The sequence below is a fragment of the Leclercia sp. genome (genome assembly GCF_036780805.1).
Lineage (GTDB): Bacteria > Pseudomonadota > Gammaproteobacteria > Enterobacterales > Enterobacteriaceae > Enterobacter.
On sequence record NZ_DAIQCE010000017.1, the window covers coordinates 1 to 18,323 of the forward strand.

General features: G+C 56.7%; 19 protein-coding genes. 9 read left to right on the plus strand and 10 right to left on the minus strand.

The features are described from left to right. The first annotated feature begins 310 nt into the window (after nt 1–310). Nucleotides 311–1,354 carry a quinolinate synthase NadA gene (gene nadA, locus V7Q49_RS21950; RefSeq protein WP_333855181.1) on the plus strand — a complete coding sequence of 348 codons (1,044 nt, stop codon included), beginning with the start codon at nt 311–313 and terminating at the stop codon, nt 1,352–1,354. Nucleotides 1,355–1,383: 29 nt separating this feature from the next. Beyond that, on the plus strand, nt 1,384–2,103 hold the full coding sequence (gene pnuC, locus V7Q49_RS21955; RefSeq protein ID WP_333855183.1) for a nicotinamide riboside transporter PnuC: 720 nt from the start codon (nt 1,384–1,386) through the stop codon (nt 2,101–2,103). Here pnuC and zitB read toward each other — a convergent pair. Both zitB and V7Q49_RS21965 read right to left on the minus strand, forming a co-directional pair. Then, on the minus strand, nt 2,100–3,038 hold the full coding sequence (gene zitB, locus V7Q49_RS21960) for a CDF family zinc transporter ZitB (protein ID WP_333855185.1): 939 nt from the start codon (nt 3,036–3,038) through the stop codon (nt 2,100–2,102). The two genes, pnuC and zitB, sit on opposite strands and share 4 nt — an antisense overlap. 109 nt (nt 3,039–3,147) lie before the next feature. Then, nucleotides 3,148–3,645, minus strand: coding sequence for a protein YbgS (locus V7Q49_RS21965; protein WP_333855307.1), 498 nt, complete (start codon nt 3,643–3,645; stop codon nt 3,148–3,150). 320 nt (nt 3,646–3,965) lie between these two features. Between V7Q49_RS21965 and aroG the strand changes: the two genes are divergently transcribed. Beyond that, on the plus strand, nt 3,966–5,018 hold the full coding sequence (aroG, locus tag V7Q49_RS21970; protein ID WP_333855187.1) for a 3-deoxy-7-phosphoheptulonate synthase AroG: 1,053 nt from the start codon (nt 3,966–3,968) through the stop codon (nt 5,016–5,018). A gap of 66 nt (nt 5,019–5,084) precedes the next feature. On the opposite strand, the gene gpmA is transcribed toward aroG, so the two are convergent. From gpmA to modE, 7 genes are all read right to left on the minus strand, one after another. After that, a complete protein-coding gene (gpmA, locus tag V7Q49_RS21975) occupies nt 5,085–5,837 on the minus strand; it encodes a 2,3-diphosphoglycerate-dependent phosphoglycerate mutase (RefSeq protein WP_032617105.1) in 753 nt (250 codons plus the stop codon). Between the two features lie 212 nt (nt 5,838–6,049). Next, nucleotides 6,050–7,090, minus strand: coding sequence for a galactose-1-epimerase (gene galM / locus V7Q49_RS21980; protein ID WP_333855189.1), 1,041 nt, complete (start codon nt 7,088–7,090; stop codon nt 6,050–6,052). After that, nucleotides 7,084–8,232, minus strand: a complete 1,149-nt coding sequence (gene galK, locus V7Q49_RS21985; RefSeq protein ID WP_333855191.1) for a galactokinase — start codon at nt 8,230–8,232, stop codon at nt 7,084–7,086. Before galK ends, galM begins: the two co-directional genes overlap by 7 nt. 2 nt (nt 8,233–8,234) lie before the next feature. Then, a complete protein-coding gene (gene galT / locus V7Q49_RS21990; RefSeq protein ID WP_333855193.1) occupies nt 8,235–9,281 on the minus strand; it encodes a galactose-1-phosphate uridylyltransferase in 1,047 nt (348 codons plus the stop codon). Nucleotides 9,282–9,290: 9 nt separating this feature from the next. After that, nucleotides 9,291–10,307, minus strand: coding sequence for a UDP-glucose 4-epimerase GalE (gene galE / locus V7Q49_RS21995; protein ID WP_333855195.1), 1,017 nt, complete (start codon nt 10,305–10,307; stop codon nt 9,291–9,293). Between the two features lie 205 nt (nt 10,308–10,512). Then, on the minus strand, nt 10,513–11,982 hold the full coding sequence (modF, locus tag V7Q49_RS22000) for a molybdate ABC transporter ATP-binding protein ModF (RefSeq protein ID WP_333855197.1): 1,470 nt from the start codon (nt 11,980–11,982) through the stop codon (nt 10,513–10,515). 67 nt (nt 11,983–12,049) lie between these two features. Then, on the minus strand, nt 12,050–12,838 hold the full coding sequence (modE, locus tag V7Q49_RS22005) for a molybdenum-dependent transcriptional regulator (RefSeq protein WP_333855199.1): 789 nt from the start codon (nt 12,836–12,838) through the stop codon (nt 12,050–12,052). A 127-nt stretch (nt 12,839–12,965) separates the two neighbouring features. Here modE and V7Q49_RS22010 point away from each other — a divergent pair, with 127 nt between their 5' ends. From V7Q49_RS22010 to modC, 4 genes are all read left to right on the plus strand, one after another. Then, complete coding sequence (locus V7Q49_RS22010) at nt 12,966–13,115, plus strand: AcrZ family multidrug efflux pump-associated protein (RefSeq protein ID WP_039029358.1); 150 nt, start codon at nt 12,966–12,968, stop codon at nt 13,113–13,115. Nucleotides 13,116–13,294: 179 nt separating this feature from the next. Further along, nucleotides 13,295–14,071, plus strand: a complete 777-nt coding sequence (gene modA, locus V7Q49_RS22015) for a molybdate ABC transporter substrate-binding protein (RefSeq protein WP_333855203.1) — start codon at nt 13,295–13,297, stop codon at nt 14,069–14,071. Next, nucleotides 14,068–14,757 (plus strand): molybdate ABC transporter permease subunit, encoded by a 690-nt coding sequence (gene modB / locus V7Q49_RS22020; RefSeq protein ID WP_333855204.1) that lies wholly within the window; start codon nt 14,068–14,070, stop codon nt 14,755–14,757. The genes modA and modB overlap by 4 nt, the downstream gene beginning before the upstream one ends. A gap of 2 nt (nt 14,758–14,759) precedes the next feature. Next, nucleotides 14,760–15,818, plus strand: a complete 1,059-nt coding sequence (modC, locus tag V7Q49_RS22025; RefSeq protein WP_156263232.1) for a molybdenum ABC transporter ATP-binding protein ModC — start codon at nt 14,760–14,762, stop codon at nt 15,816–15,818. Here modC and V7Q49_RS22030 read toward each other — a convergent pair whose 3' ends face one another. Next, nucleotides 15,819–16,637, minus strand: coding sequence for a pyridoxal phosphatase (locus V7Q49_RS22030; protein WP_333855207.1), 819 nt, complete (start codon nt 16,635–16,637; stop codon nt 15,819–15,821). Nucleotides 16,638–16,790: 153 nt separating this feature from the next. Here V7Q49_RS22030 and pgl point away from each other — a divergent pair, with 153 nt between their 5' ends. Together pgl and V7Q49_RS23605 are read left to right on the plus strand one after the other, a co-directional pair. Then, the gene (gene pgl / locus V7Q49_RS22035; RefSeq protein ID WP_333855209.1) at nt 16,791–17,786 is read left to right on the plus strand and encodes a 6-phosphogluconolactonase; all 996 of its coding nucleotides are present in this window, start codon (nt 16,791–16,793) and stop codon (nt 17,784–17,786) included. Between the two features lie 447 nt (nt 17,787–18,233). Then, nucleotides 18,234–18,314 carry a hypothetical protein gene (locus V7Q49_RS23605; protein ID WP_442913091.1) on the plus strand — a complete coding sequence of 27 codons (81 nt, stop codon included), beginning with the start codon at nt 18,234–18,236 and terminating at the stop codon, nt 18,312–18,314. Nucleotides 18,315–18,323 lie beyond the last annotated feature (9 nt).

Sequence of the window (18,323 nt, forward strand, 5' to 3'; positions counted from 1 at the left end):
ACTTTTAATCAATTGGTCGCAGGTTCGAATCCTGCACGACCCACCAATGTAAAAAGGCGCCCTAAAGGCGCCTTTTTGCTATCTGTTATTTCTGCGCCTGAAATACATGCCTGATGGCGCTGCGCTTATCAGGCCTACAAAAACATCTCCCTGCGCGATTCATCCAACAAATGCTACTGACTCGCTTTTGGTGTGACTTTTATCCGCGAATTCGCTATCTTGTTTAGTATATAAAACACAATTGCCGTCACTTTTGTCATCATCGCTTAAGCAAGGCAAATTTGTTAAGCCAGTAAAACGAGAAGCCAAAATGAGTGTGATGTTTGATCCTGAAGCCGCTATCTATCCCTTCCCGCCAAAACCTGTCCCGCTGAGCCAGGATGAAAAGCACTTCTATCGCGAGAAGATCAAGCGTCTTCTTAAAGAGCGAGATGCGGTGATGGTGGCCCATTACTACACCGATCCGGAAATTCAGCAGCTTGCTGAAGAGACCGGAGGCTGCATTTCGGACTCGCTGGAGATGGCGCGCTTCGGTGCAAAACATCCGGCCTCGACGCTACTGGTAGCCGGGGTGCGTTTTATGGGCGAGACGGCAAAAATCCTCAGCCCGGAAAAAACCATCCTGATGCCGACCCTGAATGCGGAGTGCTCGCTGGATTTAGGCTGCCCGATCGACGAGTTCACCGCCTTCTGCGACGCCCATCCGGACAGAACGGTAGTGGTCTACGCCAACACCTCTGCCGCCGTCAAAGCGCGTGCCGACTGGGTGGTGACCTCCAGCATCGCCGTGGAACTGATTGAGCATCTCGACAGCCTGGGCGAGAAAATCATCTGGGCACCGGACAAACATCTGGGTAACTACGTCCAGAAGCAGACCGGGGCAGACATTCTGTGCTGGCAGGGAGCCTGTATCGTTCATGACGAGTTTAAAACCCAGGCCCTGGAGCGCATGAAAGCCCTTTACCCGGATGCCGCCGTGCTGGTTCACCCGGAGTCACCTCAGGCGATCGTCAATATGGCGGATGCCGTCGGTTCAACCAGCCAGCTGATCGCTGCCGCAAAAACGCTGCCGCATCGCCAGCTTATTGTGGCGACCGATCGCGGCATCTTCTACAAGATGCAGCAGGCGGTACCGGAGAAAGAGCTGCTGGAAGCGCCGACGGCGGGCGAGGGGGCAACCTGCCGCAGCTGTGCCCACTGTCCGTGGATGGCGATGAACGGACTGAAGGCCATTGCCGAGGGGCTGGAGTCGGGCGGCACAGCGCATGAGATCCATGTCGACGCGGTGCTGCGGGAAGGGGCGTTAATTCCGCTTAACCGGATGCTGGATTTTGCGGCTACACTACGTCCTTAAGCAACGTAACGTAACGCTGAGGGAAGAAGATGGATTTTTTTAGCACGCAAAACATTCTGGTACATATACCGATTGGTACCGGCGGCTATGACTTGTCATGGATTGAAGCCGTCGGGACGATAGCCGGTCTGCTCTGTATCTGGCTCGCCAGCCTGGAGAAGATCGTTAACTACGCGTTTGGCCTGGTGAACGTTACGCTGTTCGCCATTATCTTCTTCCAGATCCAGCTGTATGCCAGCCTGCTGCTACAGCTGTTCTTCTTCGTGGCCAATATCTATGGCTGGTACGCCTGGTCGCGGCAGAACAGTCAGCAGGAGGCGGAACTGCAGATCCGCTGGCTGCCGCTGCCGAAAGCCATCGGCTGGCTGGCCGCCTGCGTGGTGGCTATCGGCCTGATGACGCTCTATATCGATCCGGTGTTCGCTTTCCTGACCCGCGTGGCGGTGTCGGTGATGAGCAGCCTGGGCTTGAACGTCACCCTGCCGGAGCTGCAGCCCGATGCCTTCCCGTTCTGGGATTCGTGCATGATGGTTCTGTCGATTGCCGCCATGATCCTGATGACCCGCAAATATGTCGAAAACTGGCTACTGTGGGTGATCATTAATGTGATAAGCGTGGTGATCTTCGCCCTGCAGGGCGTCTATGCCATGTCGCTGGAGTATATGATCCTCACCTTTATTGCCCTCAACGGCAGCAGGATGTGGATTAACAGCGCGCGTGAACGAGGTTCCCACGCGCTGGCACGTTAATGGTGATGATGATGGGCGTGGCCGGACTGGATCTCGTTGAGGTGGCAGTCCGGTCCGTTACAGGGGGTGTATTCCATCTGGATGGTGCTGTGCGCAATGGCGTAATGGTGCTCCAGAAAATGCTGGATACGCCCCAGTAACGCATCGTGATCGTGGGGAGGAATGACCTGAACATGCAGCGTCATCAGCGGTTTTTCTCCCACCATCCAGACGTGTACATGGTGCACATCACGCACTTCAGGAATGGACCGCGTTAAGTTGCGCTTCAGGGCCGGAATATCCAGCGACGCCGGGGCTCCTTCCAGCAGTTCGTTTACGCTCTCCCGCAGTAACCGCCAGGCACTGCGTAACACCAGACACGAGACTAAAACCGACAGTATCGGGTCGATCGGCGTCCAGCCCGTCCAGAGGATCACCAGCGCCGCGGCGATGGCCCCTACTGAACCCAGCAGATCCCCCAGCACGTGCAGCGCTGCCGCTCGCACGTTGAGGTTTTTCTCTTCACTGCCGCGATGCAAAATCCAGAACGCCAGGATATTGGCGATCAGTCCGGCGACCGCCACCACCATCATGGTGACTCCCGCGACAGGCTGAGGATGGCGGAAACGCTGGAAGGCTTCCCAGACAATCAAAATGGTGATCAACACCAGTGCGATAGCGTTGATGAATGCAGCAAGGGTAGTAAGGCGCAGCCAGCCAAAGGTGCGGCCATGTGTTGGAGGGCGACGGGCAAAGACGACCGCCAGCAGCGCAAACAGCAGAGCTGCTGCGTCCGTCAACATATGTCCGGCATCGGCCAGCAGCGCCAGCGATCCGGAAACCAACCCGCCGATCACCTCAATGACCATAAAGGCGGCGGTTACGCCAAACGCCAGCATTAAGCGTTTAGCATTTTGATCCTGCGAAGAAGGGGCATGTGAGTGGGAGTGCGCCATGTATGATGTCCAGGTCCATTATTTTTGTAAGTGTAGCGTTTTTAACATCTTACACAAAAAATAAAGGAGAGCCGAAGCTCTCCTTTATTACAACTGCAATACCCGGTAATTACTGGGTAGTGCCATCAGTTTTTTGTTCTTCGTGGGTTTTCTCTTTATCGACTTTACCGGACTGATCCGGGCATTTACCGTCTTTACACATCGAGTTTTTGTGCTGCTCATCCTTGCTCATGCCGTCATTACCCATCTTGCTTGGATCATCATTACCCATAATGGAGTTAGAGCCACCAGTGGTAGAGCTGTTACCGGTACCGTTAGTCGTACCGTTGGTGGTGGCGTTGGTGCCATCTGGGTTAAGCATGGTTCCGCTACCGCCACTACCTGTGGTTCCGGTAGTGCCAGAACCGGTATTAATCTGGCTATTGCCGGTATTGTTTGGGGCAATATTCTGGCGCGCATCAGGCGCTACTGCACCAGCATCAGCGGCGGCATTAGCCTGACCGTTATTGCTGTCAGAGCCGGAGGCTGTGTCAGCAGCCAGTGCTGCACCGCTTGCCATGGTGAGGGACGCGGTCAGGAAAAGGGTGGCGAGTTTAGTCATTTTCATCATGCTGCTCCTGTTCTGGTCGTTATGTTCTGGATAACTTCTTTCCACAGTGCATATGCGAAATCGATACGGTGCTCAGTGGTTAAAGATGCCATGATCAATACTTAGGTCAGTATGTAATCGCAATAAATTTAAAAAATGCAGTGCATACAGTTAAAAAGTTTAGGGTGGTTCTCGTTTTTCGCTACTTTGTGGCGTTTTTTAAGCGAATTCCAGGATTTATCTGTGCGTAGTGTAAAAGCGAGTTTACACTTCCTGACTGACAAGATAGATTGAAGGGATTGCATTCGTTTATAAAAATATGGCAACGCGGAAAGAACATGAATTATCAGAATGACGATTTACGTATTAAAGAGATCAACGAGTTATTACCTCCTGTAGCGCTCCTTGAGAAATTTCCTGCCACCGAAAATGCCGCCAATACCGTTTCTCATGCCCGTAAAGCGATCCATAAGATCCTGAAAGGCAATGACGATCGTCTGCTGGTGGTAATCGGTCCGTGCTCCATTCACGATCCTGCTGCAGCGAAAGAGTACGCGTCGCGTCTGCTGACGCTGCGCGAGGCGCTGAAGGATGAGCTGGAAATCGTCATGCGCGTCTACTTTGAAAAACCACGCACCACCGTGGGCTGGAAAGGGCTGATCAACGATCCGCATATGGACGGCAGCTTCCAGATCAACGACGGTCTGCGCATCGCCCGTAAGCTGCTGTTGGATATCAACGACAGCGGCCTGCCTGCGGCGGGTGAGTTCCTCGACATGATTACCCCGCAGTATCTGGCAGACCTGATGAGCTGGGGCGCCATTGGCGCACGTACTACCGAGTCTCAGGTTCACCGCGAGCTGGCATCCGGGCTCTCCTGTCCGGTCGGCTTTAAAAACGGCACCGATGGCACCATCAAAGTGGCGATCGACGCCATCAATGCTGCCGGGGCACCGCACTGTTTCCTCTCCGTCACCAAATGGGGTCACTCCGCGATCGTCAATACCAGCGGTAATGGCGACTGCCATATCATCCTGCGCGGCGGCAAAGAGCCTAACTACAGCGCGGCTCACGTGGCGGAAGTGAAGACGGGTCTGGACAAAGCAGGTCTGGCTGCACAGGTGATGATCGACTTCAGCCATGCCAACTCCAGCAAGCAGTTCAAAAAGCAGATGGACGTTAGTACCGATGTCTGCCAGCAGATTGCGGGCGGCGAAAAGGCGATTATCGGGGTGATGATTGAAAGCCACCTGGTGGAAGGCAATCAGAATCTGGAAGGCAGCGAGCCGCTGGTTTACGGTAAGAGCGTCACCGATGCCTGTATCGGCTGGGACGATACCGAAACGGTACTGCGCCAGCTGGCGAACGCGGTAAAAGCCCGTCGCGGCTAAAAAAATGCCGGATAGTTATCCGGCACTCAGAACATAAGGCCCGGTCATCGCGACCGGGCTTTTTTATTACTTGGCTTTACCCTGGTTCGCAACGGCCGCAGCTTTAGCCGCGATTTCGTCAGCGTTACCCAGATAGTAGTGCTTGATTGGTTTGAAGTTTTCGTCGAACTCATATACCAGCGGTACGCCGGTTGGGATGTTCAGCTCGAGGATCTCGTCTTCACCCATGTTATCGAGGTATTTCACCAGCGCACGCAGGGAGTTACCGTGAGCAGCGATGATCACGCGCTCGCCGCTTTTCAGGCGTGGCAGGATGGTTTCGTTCCAGTAAGGCACAACGCGATCGATGGTCAGCGCCAGGCTTTCAGTCTGTGGCAGTTCAGCATCGGTCAGTTTCGCGTAACGCGGGTCGTGGCCCGGATAGCGCTCGTCATCTTTGGTCAGCTCTGGTGGGGTGACCGCGAAGCCGCGACGCCACTGTTTAACCTGCTCGTCACCGTATTTTTCTGCGGTTTCTGCTTTGTTCAGACCCTGCAGCGCACCGTAGTGACGCTCGTTCAGTTTCCAGGATTTCTCAACCGGCAGCCAGGCCTGATCCAGTTCGTCCAGCACGTTCCACAGGGTGTGGATGGCACGTTTCAGCACGGAGGTATAAGCAAAATCGAAGCTGAAGCCTTCATCTTTCAGCAGTTTACCCGCCGCTTTCGCTTCGCCAACGCCTTTCTCAGACAGGTCAACATCATACCAACCGGTAAAACGGTTTTCGTTGTTCCACTGGCTTTCGCCATGACGTACCAGAACCAGCTTAGTTACAGCCATATTTTACTCCTCCAGAACAAGCATTACTTGAATGATAACAATTCTCATTATATTGCCGCAGCTCAGCCGCGGGCAACGCTTAACCCTAACCATAGCGAAAATAGTGTCGCAGTGTAAGATGCTTGTGAATGAGGGGTTGTGATTTTGTCCGTAACCGGCGCTATTTTCAGCAAGATGGACAAAAAAAAGCCCTCCTGAGAGAGGGCCGGTTTTTATTGCGCAATAAACTGATATTCCGTGACGCTGATGTACTCTTCGCCCGGGCGCAGAATGCAGTCGGGCTGCGGCCATTCCGCATGATTTGGGCTGTCGGGTAAGAACTCGCTTTCCAGCGCCAGGCCTTGCCAGGCCTGGTACTCACCGTCTTCGCGCGCTGGCGTACCGTCGAGGAAGTTACCGGAATAAAATTGCAGGGCAGGGGCGGTGGTATAGACCGTCATCTGCAGCTTGTCATCGGCCGACCACAGGTGCGCCGCAGGCTGGCTCAGGTCGCCCTCGGCATCAAGCAGGAACGCATGATCGTAACCTTTCACCTTGCGCTGATCGTCATCCGCCAGGAAATCCTGGGCGATAGCCTTGGTGGTGCGGAAATCAAAGCTGCTGCCCGCCACCGCTTTTAACCCTTCCTGTGGGATGCCCATTTCATCGACCGGCAGATAGCGCTGGGCCAACAGTTGCAGTTTGTGGTTACGCACGTCGCTGCAATCGCCGTCGAGGTTGAAGTAAGCGTGGTTGGTCAGGTTGACCGGGCAGGGTTTATCCACCGTAGCGCGATACGTAATGGCGATCCGGTTATCTTCCGTTAAGCGATAATGGACGCTCGTCTCACAGTTGCCAGGATAGCCCTGATCGCCATCCGGGGAGTGGAGAGTCAGCAGCGCTTCGCTATCGTTCTGCTGCACAATGCGCCAGCGACGCTTGTCGAAGCCGTCCGGCCCGCCATGCAGCTGGTTTTCGCCCTGGCTCGGCAGCAGCGCATAGTGCTCGCCGTCCAGCTCAAAGCGGCTTTTGGCGATACGGTTGGCATAACGACCCACCGAGGCGCCAAGGAACGCAGTTTGTTCAATGTATTGCTCAGGCGATGCGCAACCGAGCAGGGTCTCGCGTACGCTGCCGTCACGCATCGGGACGCGGGCGGAAAGCAGCGTGGCGCCCCAGTCCATCAGCGTCACCACCATCCCTGCGCTATTGCGCAGGGTTAACAGGCGGTACGGCAGGCCGTCAGGGGCGAGAACAGGTGTTTCGTTTAGCACTGGCCAGCTCCTTGTGAGGCGTTGCAAACATAGAAGGTCTCTTTGATACCGGTTTTAGCTTCATACTGCTGCTCAACGGCTTGCTGAACCACCGGGACTAACGCCTCCGGCACCAGCGCCACCACGCAGCCACCGAAGCCACCCCCGGTCATACGCACGCCGCCCTGCTCGCCAATTGCCGCTTTGACAATCTCCACGAGGGTGTCGATTTGCGGCACGGTGATTTCGAAGTCATCCCGCATGGAGGCATGCGACTCGGCCATCAGCTCGCCCATTCGACGCAGGTCGCCTTTCTCCAGCGCGGTCGCTGCTTCCACGGTACGGGCGTTTTCAGTCAGGACGTGACGAACGCGTTTCGCGACCACCGGATCCAGCTCGTGCGCCACCTTATTGAACTCGGTAAGCGAGACGTCACGCAGGGCGGACTGCTGGAAGAAGCGCGCACCGGTTTCACACTGCTGGCGGCGGGTGTTGTATTCGCTGCCGACCAGGGTGCGTTTGAAATTACTGTTGATGATAATCACCGCCGCGCCTTTCGGCAGGCTGACCGCTTTGGTGCCCAGCGAGCGGCAGTCGATCAGTAACGCGTGGCCTTTTTTGCCCAGCGCCGAGATCAGCTGATCCATAATGCCGCAGTTGCAGCCGACAAACTGGTTCTCTGCTTCCTGGCCGTTGAGGGCGATCTGCGCGCCGTCCAGCGGCAGGTGATACAGCTGCTGGAAGACGGTGCCGACCGCCACTTCCAGCGAGGCGGAGGAACTCAATCCCGCCCCCTGCGGCACGTTGCCGCTGATCACCAGATCCGCGCCGCCAAAGTTTTTGTTGCGCTTCTGGAGGTGTTTTACCACGCCGCGAACGTAGTTCGACCACTGCTGGCTGTCGTGCTCAACAATAGGCGCATCCAGCGAGAATTCGTCGATCTTGTTGTCGTAATCGGCCGCCAGCACGCGCACCTTGCGGTCGTCGCGTTTCGCACAGCTGATTACCGTCTGGTAATCAATGGCACAGGGCAGAACGAAACCGTCGTTGTAATCGGTGTGTTCGCCGATCAGGTTAACGCGGCCTGGGGCCTGAATCGCGTGAGTGGCGGGGTAGCCGAATTTTTCAGCAAACAGGGCGTGGGTTTTATCTTTCAGACTCATTGTTATTCTCCGGATTCGCGAAAATGGACATCACTCACTGCACGCAGGCGTTCTGCGGCCTGTTCCGCCGTCAGGTCACGCTGGGTTTCCGCCAGCATCTCGTAACCGACCATAAATTTACGTACGGTCGCAGAGCGCAGCAGCGGCGGATAAAAGTGGGCGTGCAGCTGCCAGTGTTGATTCTCTTCGCCATTGAAAGGCGCGCCGTGCCAGCCCATGGAGTACGGGAAAGAGCACTGGAACAGATTGTCATAACGGCTGGTCAGTTTTTTCAGCGCCAGGGCCAGATCGCTGCGCTGGGCTTCGCTCAGATCGGTGATCCGCAGGACGTGGGCTTTCGGCAGCAGCAGCGTTTCGAATGGCCACGCCGCCCAGTAAGGCACCACGGCTAACCAGTGTTCGGTCTCTACGACCGTGCGGCTACCGTCGGCCAGCTCGCGCTGGACATAGTCCAGCAGCATTGGCGATTGCTGCTCGGCGAAATAGGCTTTTTGCAGGCGATCTTCCCGCTCCACTTCGTTAGGCATAAAGCTGTTAGCCCATACCTGGCCGTGCGGATGGGGGTTGGAGCAGCCCATCGCCGCGCCTTTGTTCTCGAAGACCTGCACCCAGGGGTAGGTCTGTCCCAGCTCGGCGGTCTGTTCCTGCCAGGTTTGCACCACCTCGGTCAGGGCCTCAACGCTCAGTTCCGGCAGGGTTTTGCTGTGGTCCGGCGAGAAGCAGATCACCCGGCTGGTGCCGCGCGCGCTTTCGCAGCGCAGGAGCGGATCGTCACTCTGCGGCGCGTCCGGCGTGTCGGTCATCAGGGCGGCAAAGTCGTTAGTGAAAACAAAGGTGCCTTTGTAATCGGGGTTAATATCCCCGGTGACGCGGGTATTCCCCGGACAGAGGAAGCAGTCAGGGTCGTGCTGCGGCAGCGTCTGTTGCGCTGGCGTCTCCTGCGCGCCCTGCCAGGGGCGCTTGGCGCGATGCGGCGAGACCAGGATCCACTGCCCGGTTAACGGATTAAAGCGACGATGTGGGTGATCGACAGGGTTAAATTGGGTCATGACAGATCCTTAGTCTGGATAACCCTGCGGGTGGCGAGACTGCCAGCGCCAGGTATCCTGTGCCATTTCATCAAGCGTGCGCGAAACACGCCAGTTAAGCTCTTTCTCGGCCTTGGTGGCATCCGCCCAGTAGGCGGGCAGATCGCCGTCGCGACGTGGGGCAAAGTGATACGCCACCGGCTTGCCGCAGGCGGCGCTGAAGGCGTTAACCACATCCAGCACGCTGCTGCCGACGCCTGCGCCGAGGTTGTAAATATGGACGCCTGGTTTATCGGCCAGCTGCTGCATGGCCGCCACGTGACCGTCTGCGAGATCCATCACATGAATGTAGTCGCGCACGCCGGTGCCGTCCGGGGTTGGGTAGTCGTTACCAAATACCGCCAGCGAATCACGACGTCCCACTGCGACCTGGGCAATGTACGGCATCAGGTTATTCGGAATACCCTGCGGATCTTCGCCCATATCTCCTGACGGATGCGCGCCCACCGGGTTGAAATAGCGCAGCAGGGCGATGCTCCAGTCCGGCTGGGCTTTTTGCAGGTCGGTGAGGATCTGTTCCACCATCAGCTTGCTTTTACCGTACGGGCTTTGCGGCGTCCCGGTCGGGAAGCTTTCGGCATAAGGAATTTGCGGCTGGTCGCCATAGACGGTGGCGGAGGAGCTGAAGATGAAGTTTTTCACGCCCGCCGCGCGCATGGCGGAGACCAGACGCAGCGTGCCGTTGACGTTGTTATCGTAATACTCCAGCGGCTTCGACACCGACTCGCCCACGGCTTTCAGCCCGGCAAAGTGGATCACCGCGTCAATGGCGTGATCGTGCAGGATCTCGGTCATCAGCGCTTCGTTACGAATATCGCCTTCGACAAAGGCAGGCTGTTTACCGGCCAGGCGTTCCATGACCGGCAGCACGCTGCGCTTACTGTTGCACAGGTTATCAAGGATGATGACGTCGTGGCCATTTTGCAGCAGTTGCACACAGGTATGACTTCCTATGTAACCGCTACCACCTGTTACCAGAACTCGCATATTTCGCTCCATTAGGCTTGTGGTATGAGATAATCCTAGCATAACAGAGAGCAGGAAAGTGTGACATGGGATAAAATAGTGGAATCGTTTACACTCCCTGAAGCAAGGCTGCTCTCCAGCTAAAAAAGGATTGTAAATCAAAGCGTGCGCTAAGGGATGTTGCAGGTTATCCGAAAAAAGCGGGGGCGTGGCCCCCGTCAGGATGTCAGACCCGGCCCGTCTGGTAGCGGTAGCGCTCGCCGTCGGCGACGAACTCGAGTCGGTGGGTGATACAGGCGGGAGCATCTTCTGCGTGGTGAGAGACGAACAGCAGCTGCGTCTCCCCTTCGCTGATCAGCACATCCACAAAGCGGCGAATCAGCTGACGGTTGAGCGGATCCAGCCCCTGCAAGGGCTCGTCGAGGATCAGCAGGGTCGGGTGTTTCACCAGGGCGCGCACGATCAGCGCCAGCCGCTGCTGGCCCCACGACAGGCTGCTGAACGGGGCATCCGCAACCCGGTTATCCATCCCGAGAATATCCAGCCACTGCTGCGCCAGCTTGTGCTGCTTGTCGGAAACCGCCTGATAAATCCCGATAGAGTCGAAATAACCCGACAGGATAACGTTGCGCACCGTGGTGCTAACGCGGTAGTCAAGATGCAGGCTGCTGCTGACGTAGCCGATATGCTTTTTGATATCCCAGATGGTTTCGCCGCTGCCGCGACGGCGGCCAAAGAGGGTGAGATCGTTGCTGTACCCCTGGGGATGATCGCCGGTTATCAGGCTTAGCAGGGTCGATTTACCCGCGCCGTTAGGGCCGACAATCTGCCAGTGCTCCCCGGGATTCACCGTCCAGCTGAGATGGTCAAGAATCGGGCGATCGTCATACGACACCACGCCGTCATTGAGCACAATCCGCGGTTGATCCTGCGGCAGGCCATGGCGCGCAGAGAGGGCATCCGGCTCGGGCAGGGTGACGCCGTTCAGTTTTTCACTGTGCGCCAGCTGGGCAATCAGGGCCTGGTTCAGCAGGGCCGCTTTTTCACCCACCGCCGTCAGGCTGCAATCGGCCAGTACCCCGGCGTTCTGCACAAAATCGGGGATCTCGTCAAAACGGTTCAGCACCAGCACCAGGGTGTAACCCTGCTGATTGAGCGAGGCCAGCAGATCCGCCAGCTGCCCGCGCGATTTCACATCCAGGCCGTCAAAAGGCTCATCGAGGATCAGCAGTTCGGGTTCGGCCATCAGGGCCTGGCACAGCAGCGTTTTGCGGGTTTCCCCGGTCGAGAGGTATTTAAAGCGTCGGTCCAGCAGGTGAGCGATGCCGAACTGTTCCGCCAGCTGGCGGCAGCGGGCCTCGTCTTTGATCTCGTCCTGGACGATCTCAGCGGCCGTGCGGCCGGTATCCTCTTCGCCAGGGCTGAGCAGGTCGGTGTTGTTGCGCTGCCACTCGTCGCTGACCAGTTTTTGCAGCTGTTCAAAGGAGAGGCGGGTCTGGCGCGTGAAGGTGCTCTGGCGTTCGCCTTTCAGCAGCGTCAGCTCCCCGGCCAGCGCCCGGGCGAGAGCAGACTTGCCGCTGCCGTTACTGCCAACAAACGCCCAGCTTTCACCGGCATTGAGCGTAAAATCCGCGAGCGTGAGCGTTCGGGTATCGCTAAGACGAAACGTGCCTTGCGAAATTTGCAATGATGACATGATCTATCCCATTTTCTGCAGCAATAAGCATCAGGGATACCCAGTGTCGACGCGAATGTCAATGCGCTTAGCACAACGTGGCGATAATCACCCGGTCAGCATTAAAATATGCCGTTGCCTCAGCACCTTCTTCCAGACCCTGGCTCTGGGCGACAGGCACGGTGGCGCAGAGCGTCTGGCCGTCGGGCAGGGTCATCAGCACTTCGCACTGCTCATCGCCACGATCGATATGGTTAATGATCCCCGGCAGCTGGTTATCCGCCTGGCGCGCCATTTCCCTGTTCTGGGTGATGCTGACCCAGGGCGCTTTTAGCAGCACCAGCACCTCTTTGCCCTCATCCAGCCCCAGCCGTTCGCCGCTCTGGGCGGTAATGGCCACTTTCAGGCGGGTGGTGCCGTCGGCAAGCAAAATATCCACATGCTGCTGGACATGATCGTCATCGCGGGCGGTGACGGTGCCAAACCACTGGTTGCGGGCGCTGGTCTGCAAGGAGAAACGCGAGATAGCACCGAGGAGACTGTCCAGCGGCAGGGCGTCGTCGTCGCTTAAGACATCGAAGGCTTTCTGTTGGATCTGCGCCAGCAGGTCATAGAGCTGGATCAGCCGCTGCCCGTAGCGCGTGAGGATTGCACCGCCGCCGCCTTTGCCGCCGGTCGCGCGATCGACCAGGGTCTGCTCGCTGAGGGTATTCATCTCATTGATGGCATCCCAGGCGCTTTTATAGCTAATGCTGGCGTTCTTCGCCCCCTGGCTGATGGAGCCGGTTTGCGCAATCTGTTTGAGCAGGGCGATGCGGCGGGGATCGGCAAACAGTTTTTGCTGAAGACGTAGGGTGAGGAGAATTTCGGCCTGCATAACAATGTCCTGGCAAAAGGGTTATTGTGACGTAATTCGTTCCGGGCGCAAACTGTACCGCACAAAAGGGGATGTAATTCTCGCTTTTCCGGTTAGAATAAGGCATTCACATTGTCTGGAGTAAGCCATGTTAGAGTTGCTTAAAAGTCTGGTATTCGCCGTGATCATGGTGCCAGTGGTGATGGCTATCATTCTCGGTGCCATCTACGGCCTGGGTGAGGTGTTCAACATCTTTTCCAATATCGGCCACAGAAAACAGCCGAAAAAACAGCATTAATTTCCTGTAAAAACGCCCGGTTCCGCCGGGCGTTTTGCCCTCAAGTTTCCCCCCTCCGCGCCGATATTATTTTTGGCATCAATTTGATTTACTCCCCGATCGGTACGATTTAACGCTGGGAAAACCTTATAGTTATCGTTATATTTCCCGTTATATAACGACACTCAAAGGAGTTAACGATGACACGTACTGGCTTACGCTTTATTGCTGGGGCAACGCTGACGCTCACCCTGACCGGGCATGCGCTGGCGGATGAGGGTAAAATTACCGTCTTCGCGGCAGCATCCCTGACCAATGCGATGCAGGATATTGCTGCGGAGTATAAAAAAGAGAAAAACGTCGAGGTGGTGTCGTCGTTTGCCTCTTCCTCGACCCTGGCGCGTCAGATTGAAGCGGGCGCGCCTGCCGACCTGTTCATCTCTGCCGATCAGAAGTGGATGGATTACGCCGTCGAGAAAAAATCGATTGATACGGCCAGCCGTGAAACCCTGCTGGGTAACAGCCTGGTGGTCGTGGCACCAAAAGAGAGCACCCAGGGTGAGATCGCCATCAACAAAGAGACCAACTGGACCAGCCTGCTGAAAGAGGGGCGTCTGGCGGTGGGTGACCCGGAACATGTGCCTGCCGGCATTTATGCCAAAGAGGCGCTGCAAAAACTGGGGGCCTGGGAGACGCTGTCACCTAAACTGGCACCGGCGGAAGACGTGCGTGGCGCCCTGGCGCTGGTGGAGCGCAACGAAGCGCCGCTGGGTATCGTCTACGGTTCCGATGCCGTCGCCGGAAAAGGGGTGAAAGTGGTGGGGACCTTCCCGGAAGACTCCCATAAGAAAGTGGAATATCCTGTTGCCATCGTCGATGGACATAAAAACGCCACCGTCAGCGCCTTTTACGACTATCTGAAGGGGCCGCAGGCGTCGGCAATCTTTAAACGTTACGGATTTACGACTCACGAATGATATTGACCGATCCTGAATGGCAGGCCGTGCTGCTGAGCCTGAAAGTCTCTTCCCTCGCGGTTGCATTGAGTTTGCCCTTTGGGGTCTTCTTCGCCTGGTTACTGGTTCGCTGTAAATTTCCAGGCAAAGCGCTCCTCGACAGTGTGTTGCATTTGCCGCTGGTGCTGCCGCCGGTGGTGGTCGGTTACCTGCTCCTCATCGCCATGGGGCGCCGCGGGTTTATCGGAGAACGACTGTACGACTGGTTTGGCCTCAGCTTTGCCTTCAGCTGGCGCGGTGCGGTGCTGGCGGCGGCGGTGATGTCGTTCCCGCTGATGGTGCGGGCGATCCGCCTGGCGCTGGAAGGGGTCGACATGAAGCTTGAACAGGCCGCCCGCACGCTGGGTGCCGGGCGCTGGCGCGTCTTCCTGACCATCACGCTTCCCCTGACGCTGCCGGGCATTATTGTCGGCACCGTGCTGGCCTTTGCCCGCTCGCTGGGCGAGTTTGGCGCGACCATTACTTTCGTCTCCAACATCCCCGGCGAAACGCGCACTATCCCGTCGGCGATGTATACCCTGATTCAGACGCCCGGTGGCGAAGGTGCCGCCGCGCGTCTGTGCATTATCTCCATTGTGCTGGCGATGGTGTCGCTGCTGGTATCGGAATGGCTGGCCCGCCTGAGCCGTGAACGGATGGGGAGCTGAATATGCTGGAACTCAATTTCACCCAGACTCTGGGCGAACACTGTCTGACCCTCAACGAAACCCTGCCCGCCAGCGGGATCACCGCCATTTTTGGCGTCTCGGGGGCGGGGAAGACGTCGCTTATCAACGCCATAAGCGGCCTGACCCGGCCCCAGTCCGGGCGGATTGTGCTGAACGATCGGGTGCTGAACGACGTGGAAAAGCGCATTTATCTGGCGCCGGAAAAGCGCCGGATTGGCTATGTTTTCCAGGATGCGCGGCTGTTTCCTCACTATAAAGTGCTGGGCAACCTGCGCTACGGCATGGCGAAAAGCATGGCCGGGCAGTTTGATAAGCTGGTGGCCCTGCTGGGCATTGAGCATCTGCTTGACCGGCTGCCGTCGTCGCTCTCGGGTGGCGAAAAGCAGCGGGTGGCGATAGGCCGAGCGCTACTCACCGCCCCGGAACTGCTGCTGCTGGATGAACCTCTGGCCTCGCTCGATATTCCCCGCAAGCGTGAGCTGCTGCCGTATCTGCAACGCCTGGCGCGCGAAATCAATATTCCAATGCTGTACGTCAGCCACTCGCTGGACGAAATCCTGCATCTGGCCGATAAGGTGCTGGTGCTGGAAAACGGCAGCGTGAAGGCATTCGGTAATCTGGAAGAGGTGTGGGGCAGCAGCGTGATGCATCCATGGCTCCCGCAGGAGCAGCAGAGCAGCATTCTGAAGGTGAGCGTGCTGGAGCACCATCCGCACTACGCCATGACCGCGCTGGCCATCGGCGATCAGCATGTCTGGGTCAACAAGCTGGATAAACCGCTGCAAACCAATCTGCGCATCCGCATTCAGGCGTCGGACGTCTCGCTGGTGCTACAGCCGCCGTTACAGAGCAGTATCCGTAACATTCTGCGCGCCAAAGTGGCCCAGTGTTACGACGATAACGGCCAGGTTGAGGTCCAGCTGGAAATTGGCAGCCGCACGCTGTGGGCGCGCATCAGCCCGTGGGCCAGGGATGAACTGGGGATCAAGCCTGGCCTCTGGCTCTACGCGCAGATCAAGAGCGTGTCGATCACCACCTGATCACAGCAGATGGGTATAGATAAACTGAGCGATGCTGTCGGTGGTGTTGTCGCCAATCACAATGTTGGCGCGCGCTTTGACGGCGTCGTCGGCATTTCCCATCGCCACTCCTGTTCCGGCCGCTTCCAGCATGCTGATGTCATTGTAATTATCGCCAAAGGCAATGACGTCCTTCATTGACCCGCCGATGGATTCCACATACTGCGCCAGGCGTTTGCCCTTGCTGTTGCCTTTGCGGGCGATGTCCACCTGATCGTGCCAGGACCATTCGCACTCCAGCCCCAGCGTCTGCTCGACGTGTTTAGCGAAGGCATTCAGCTTAGTGGTGTCTTCATCGGTCAGGGCAAATTTCCAGATGGCGTTAACGTCCCGGGCCGCCTGGGCCAGTGACGGCACCTGGGTGAACACCGGACGCTGCGCTTCCGGCAGCGACAGCGCCCAGTTGCTGGTGCGGATCACATGCCCGGTCGGGCGTTCGTAAACCATCGCGTCGTCGACATACATCAGGCCGTGAATGGCATGTTCATCGAGTAGATCAATCAGTTGCAGCGCCTGGGGAACCGGAAGCGGATCGGCCTGCAGAACCTTTTTTGCTTGATAATCATACAAATAGGTGCCATTACAACAAATTGCAGGTGTATCTAACGCCAGTGCCTGATAAAAAGGATGGATCGCAACATGATGTCGACCCGTCACGATGAGGAGCTGATATCCCACCTCCTGGGCACGCTTCAGGGCGTCGAGGGAAGAGGGGCGCAGGGTTTTTTGCGGGGTTAATAGCGTACCGTCTAAATCCAGTGCAATCACACGCGAGGTCATTTGATATTCCGGGTTAATGTTGAAATGGCAGGATGTGCAGATGGTACACCGCGTAACTAACGCTGCAAAATTCCTGGTTAAAATTCAGCATTCACCGTTAAAAAAGACTATCCTGGTACATTACTTTTACGCGCAGTGAGGAAAGGAGCATTCATGAAACAAACCGTTTATACCGCCAGTCCTGAAAGCCAGCAGATCCATGTCTGGCGTCTGAATCCCGAAGGTACACTCACCCTGGTTCAGGTCGTCGATGTTCCCGGCCAGGTTCAGCCGATGGTGATCAGCCCGGATAAACGTTTCCTGTATGTGGGTGTGCGTCCGGAGTTCTGCGTGCTGGCGTACCGTATTTCTCCTGACGATGGGGCCCTGACTTACACGGCCGAAGCCGCCCTGCCGGGTAGCCCGACCCATATCTCAACCGATCTGCAGGGACGCTTTATCTTTAGCGGCTCTTACAATGCCGGTTGCGTAAGCGTGACCCGCCTGGATGACGGTATTCCGACGGAGACTGTTGACGTAGTTGAGGGGCTGGAAGGTTGCCACTCGGCCAATATCTCCCCGGATAACCGCACCCTGTGGGTACCGGCGCTGAAACAGGATCGTATCTGCCTGTTCACGCTGGGCGACGACGGCAAGCTGGCAGCGCAAACGCCGGCAGAAGTGACCACCGTTGAAGGTGCGGGCCCGCGTCATATGGTCTTCCATCCGAATCAGCAGTACGCCTACGTAGTGAATGAGCTGAACTGCTCGGTGGACGTCTGGGCGCTGCGCGATCCGCACGGCAACATCGAGTGCGTGCAGACGCTGGACATGATGCCAGCGGACTTCACCGATACCCGCTGGGGGGCGGATATTCACATCACCCCTGACGGACGCCACCTCTATACCTGCGACCGTACTTCAAGCCTGATCACCATTTTCAGCGTCTCCGAAGATGGCAGCGTGCTGGCAATCGAAGGCTTCCAGCCGACCGAGATCCAGCCGCGCGGCTTTAACGTCGATCACAGCGGTAAGTTCCTGATTGCGGCGGGGCAAAAATCGCACCATATCGCGCTGTATGAGATTCAGGGCGAGCAGGGGCTGCTGGAAGAGAAGGGGCGTTACGCCGTCGGCCAGGGGCCAATGTGGGTGGTGGTTAACGCTTACTAAGGCGGACGAAATAAAAAAACCTCGCACATGCGAGGTTTTTTTATGCCCGGTGGTAGCCGGGTGAGCACATCGATATAAACCAACTCGGTTATTGTAGCGTCGCAGATAACGCCTGCACAACCTCAGACACATACTGCTGTTAGACCAGGTTATTATGAATTAAATGTAACTATTTGATTTATTGTAATTTTAATCGCTAGTCTTTATAAATTCTTATTTGCATGTGAGCTGTTTAAATATACAGTTGTGTCTGTTTATAATCAGCTGTTGGTATCAATGTGTGGCAGTCCGCAATCAGGGATCGTTTTCAAGTCCTGGCTGGCGGGTGGTGCCGTCAGTGCCTTAACTGCGGAGCACATCGATGTAAACCAACGCCCACTGGCGACAGGCAGCGGAAAGGTAAGACAGTGGAAGTGCTCCTGACCAAAGGAGTGGCGTATGAGCAGTATGGGATGGGTAATTCTGTTCCTGCAACTCATGGTTGCAGTATTGCAACTGCTGGAAGCGTATCTTAAGACCTGTGCCTGACGTGCCCAG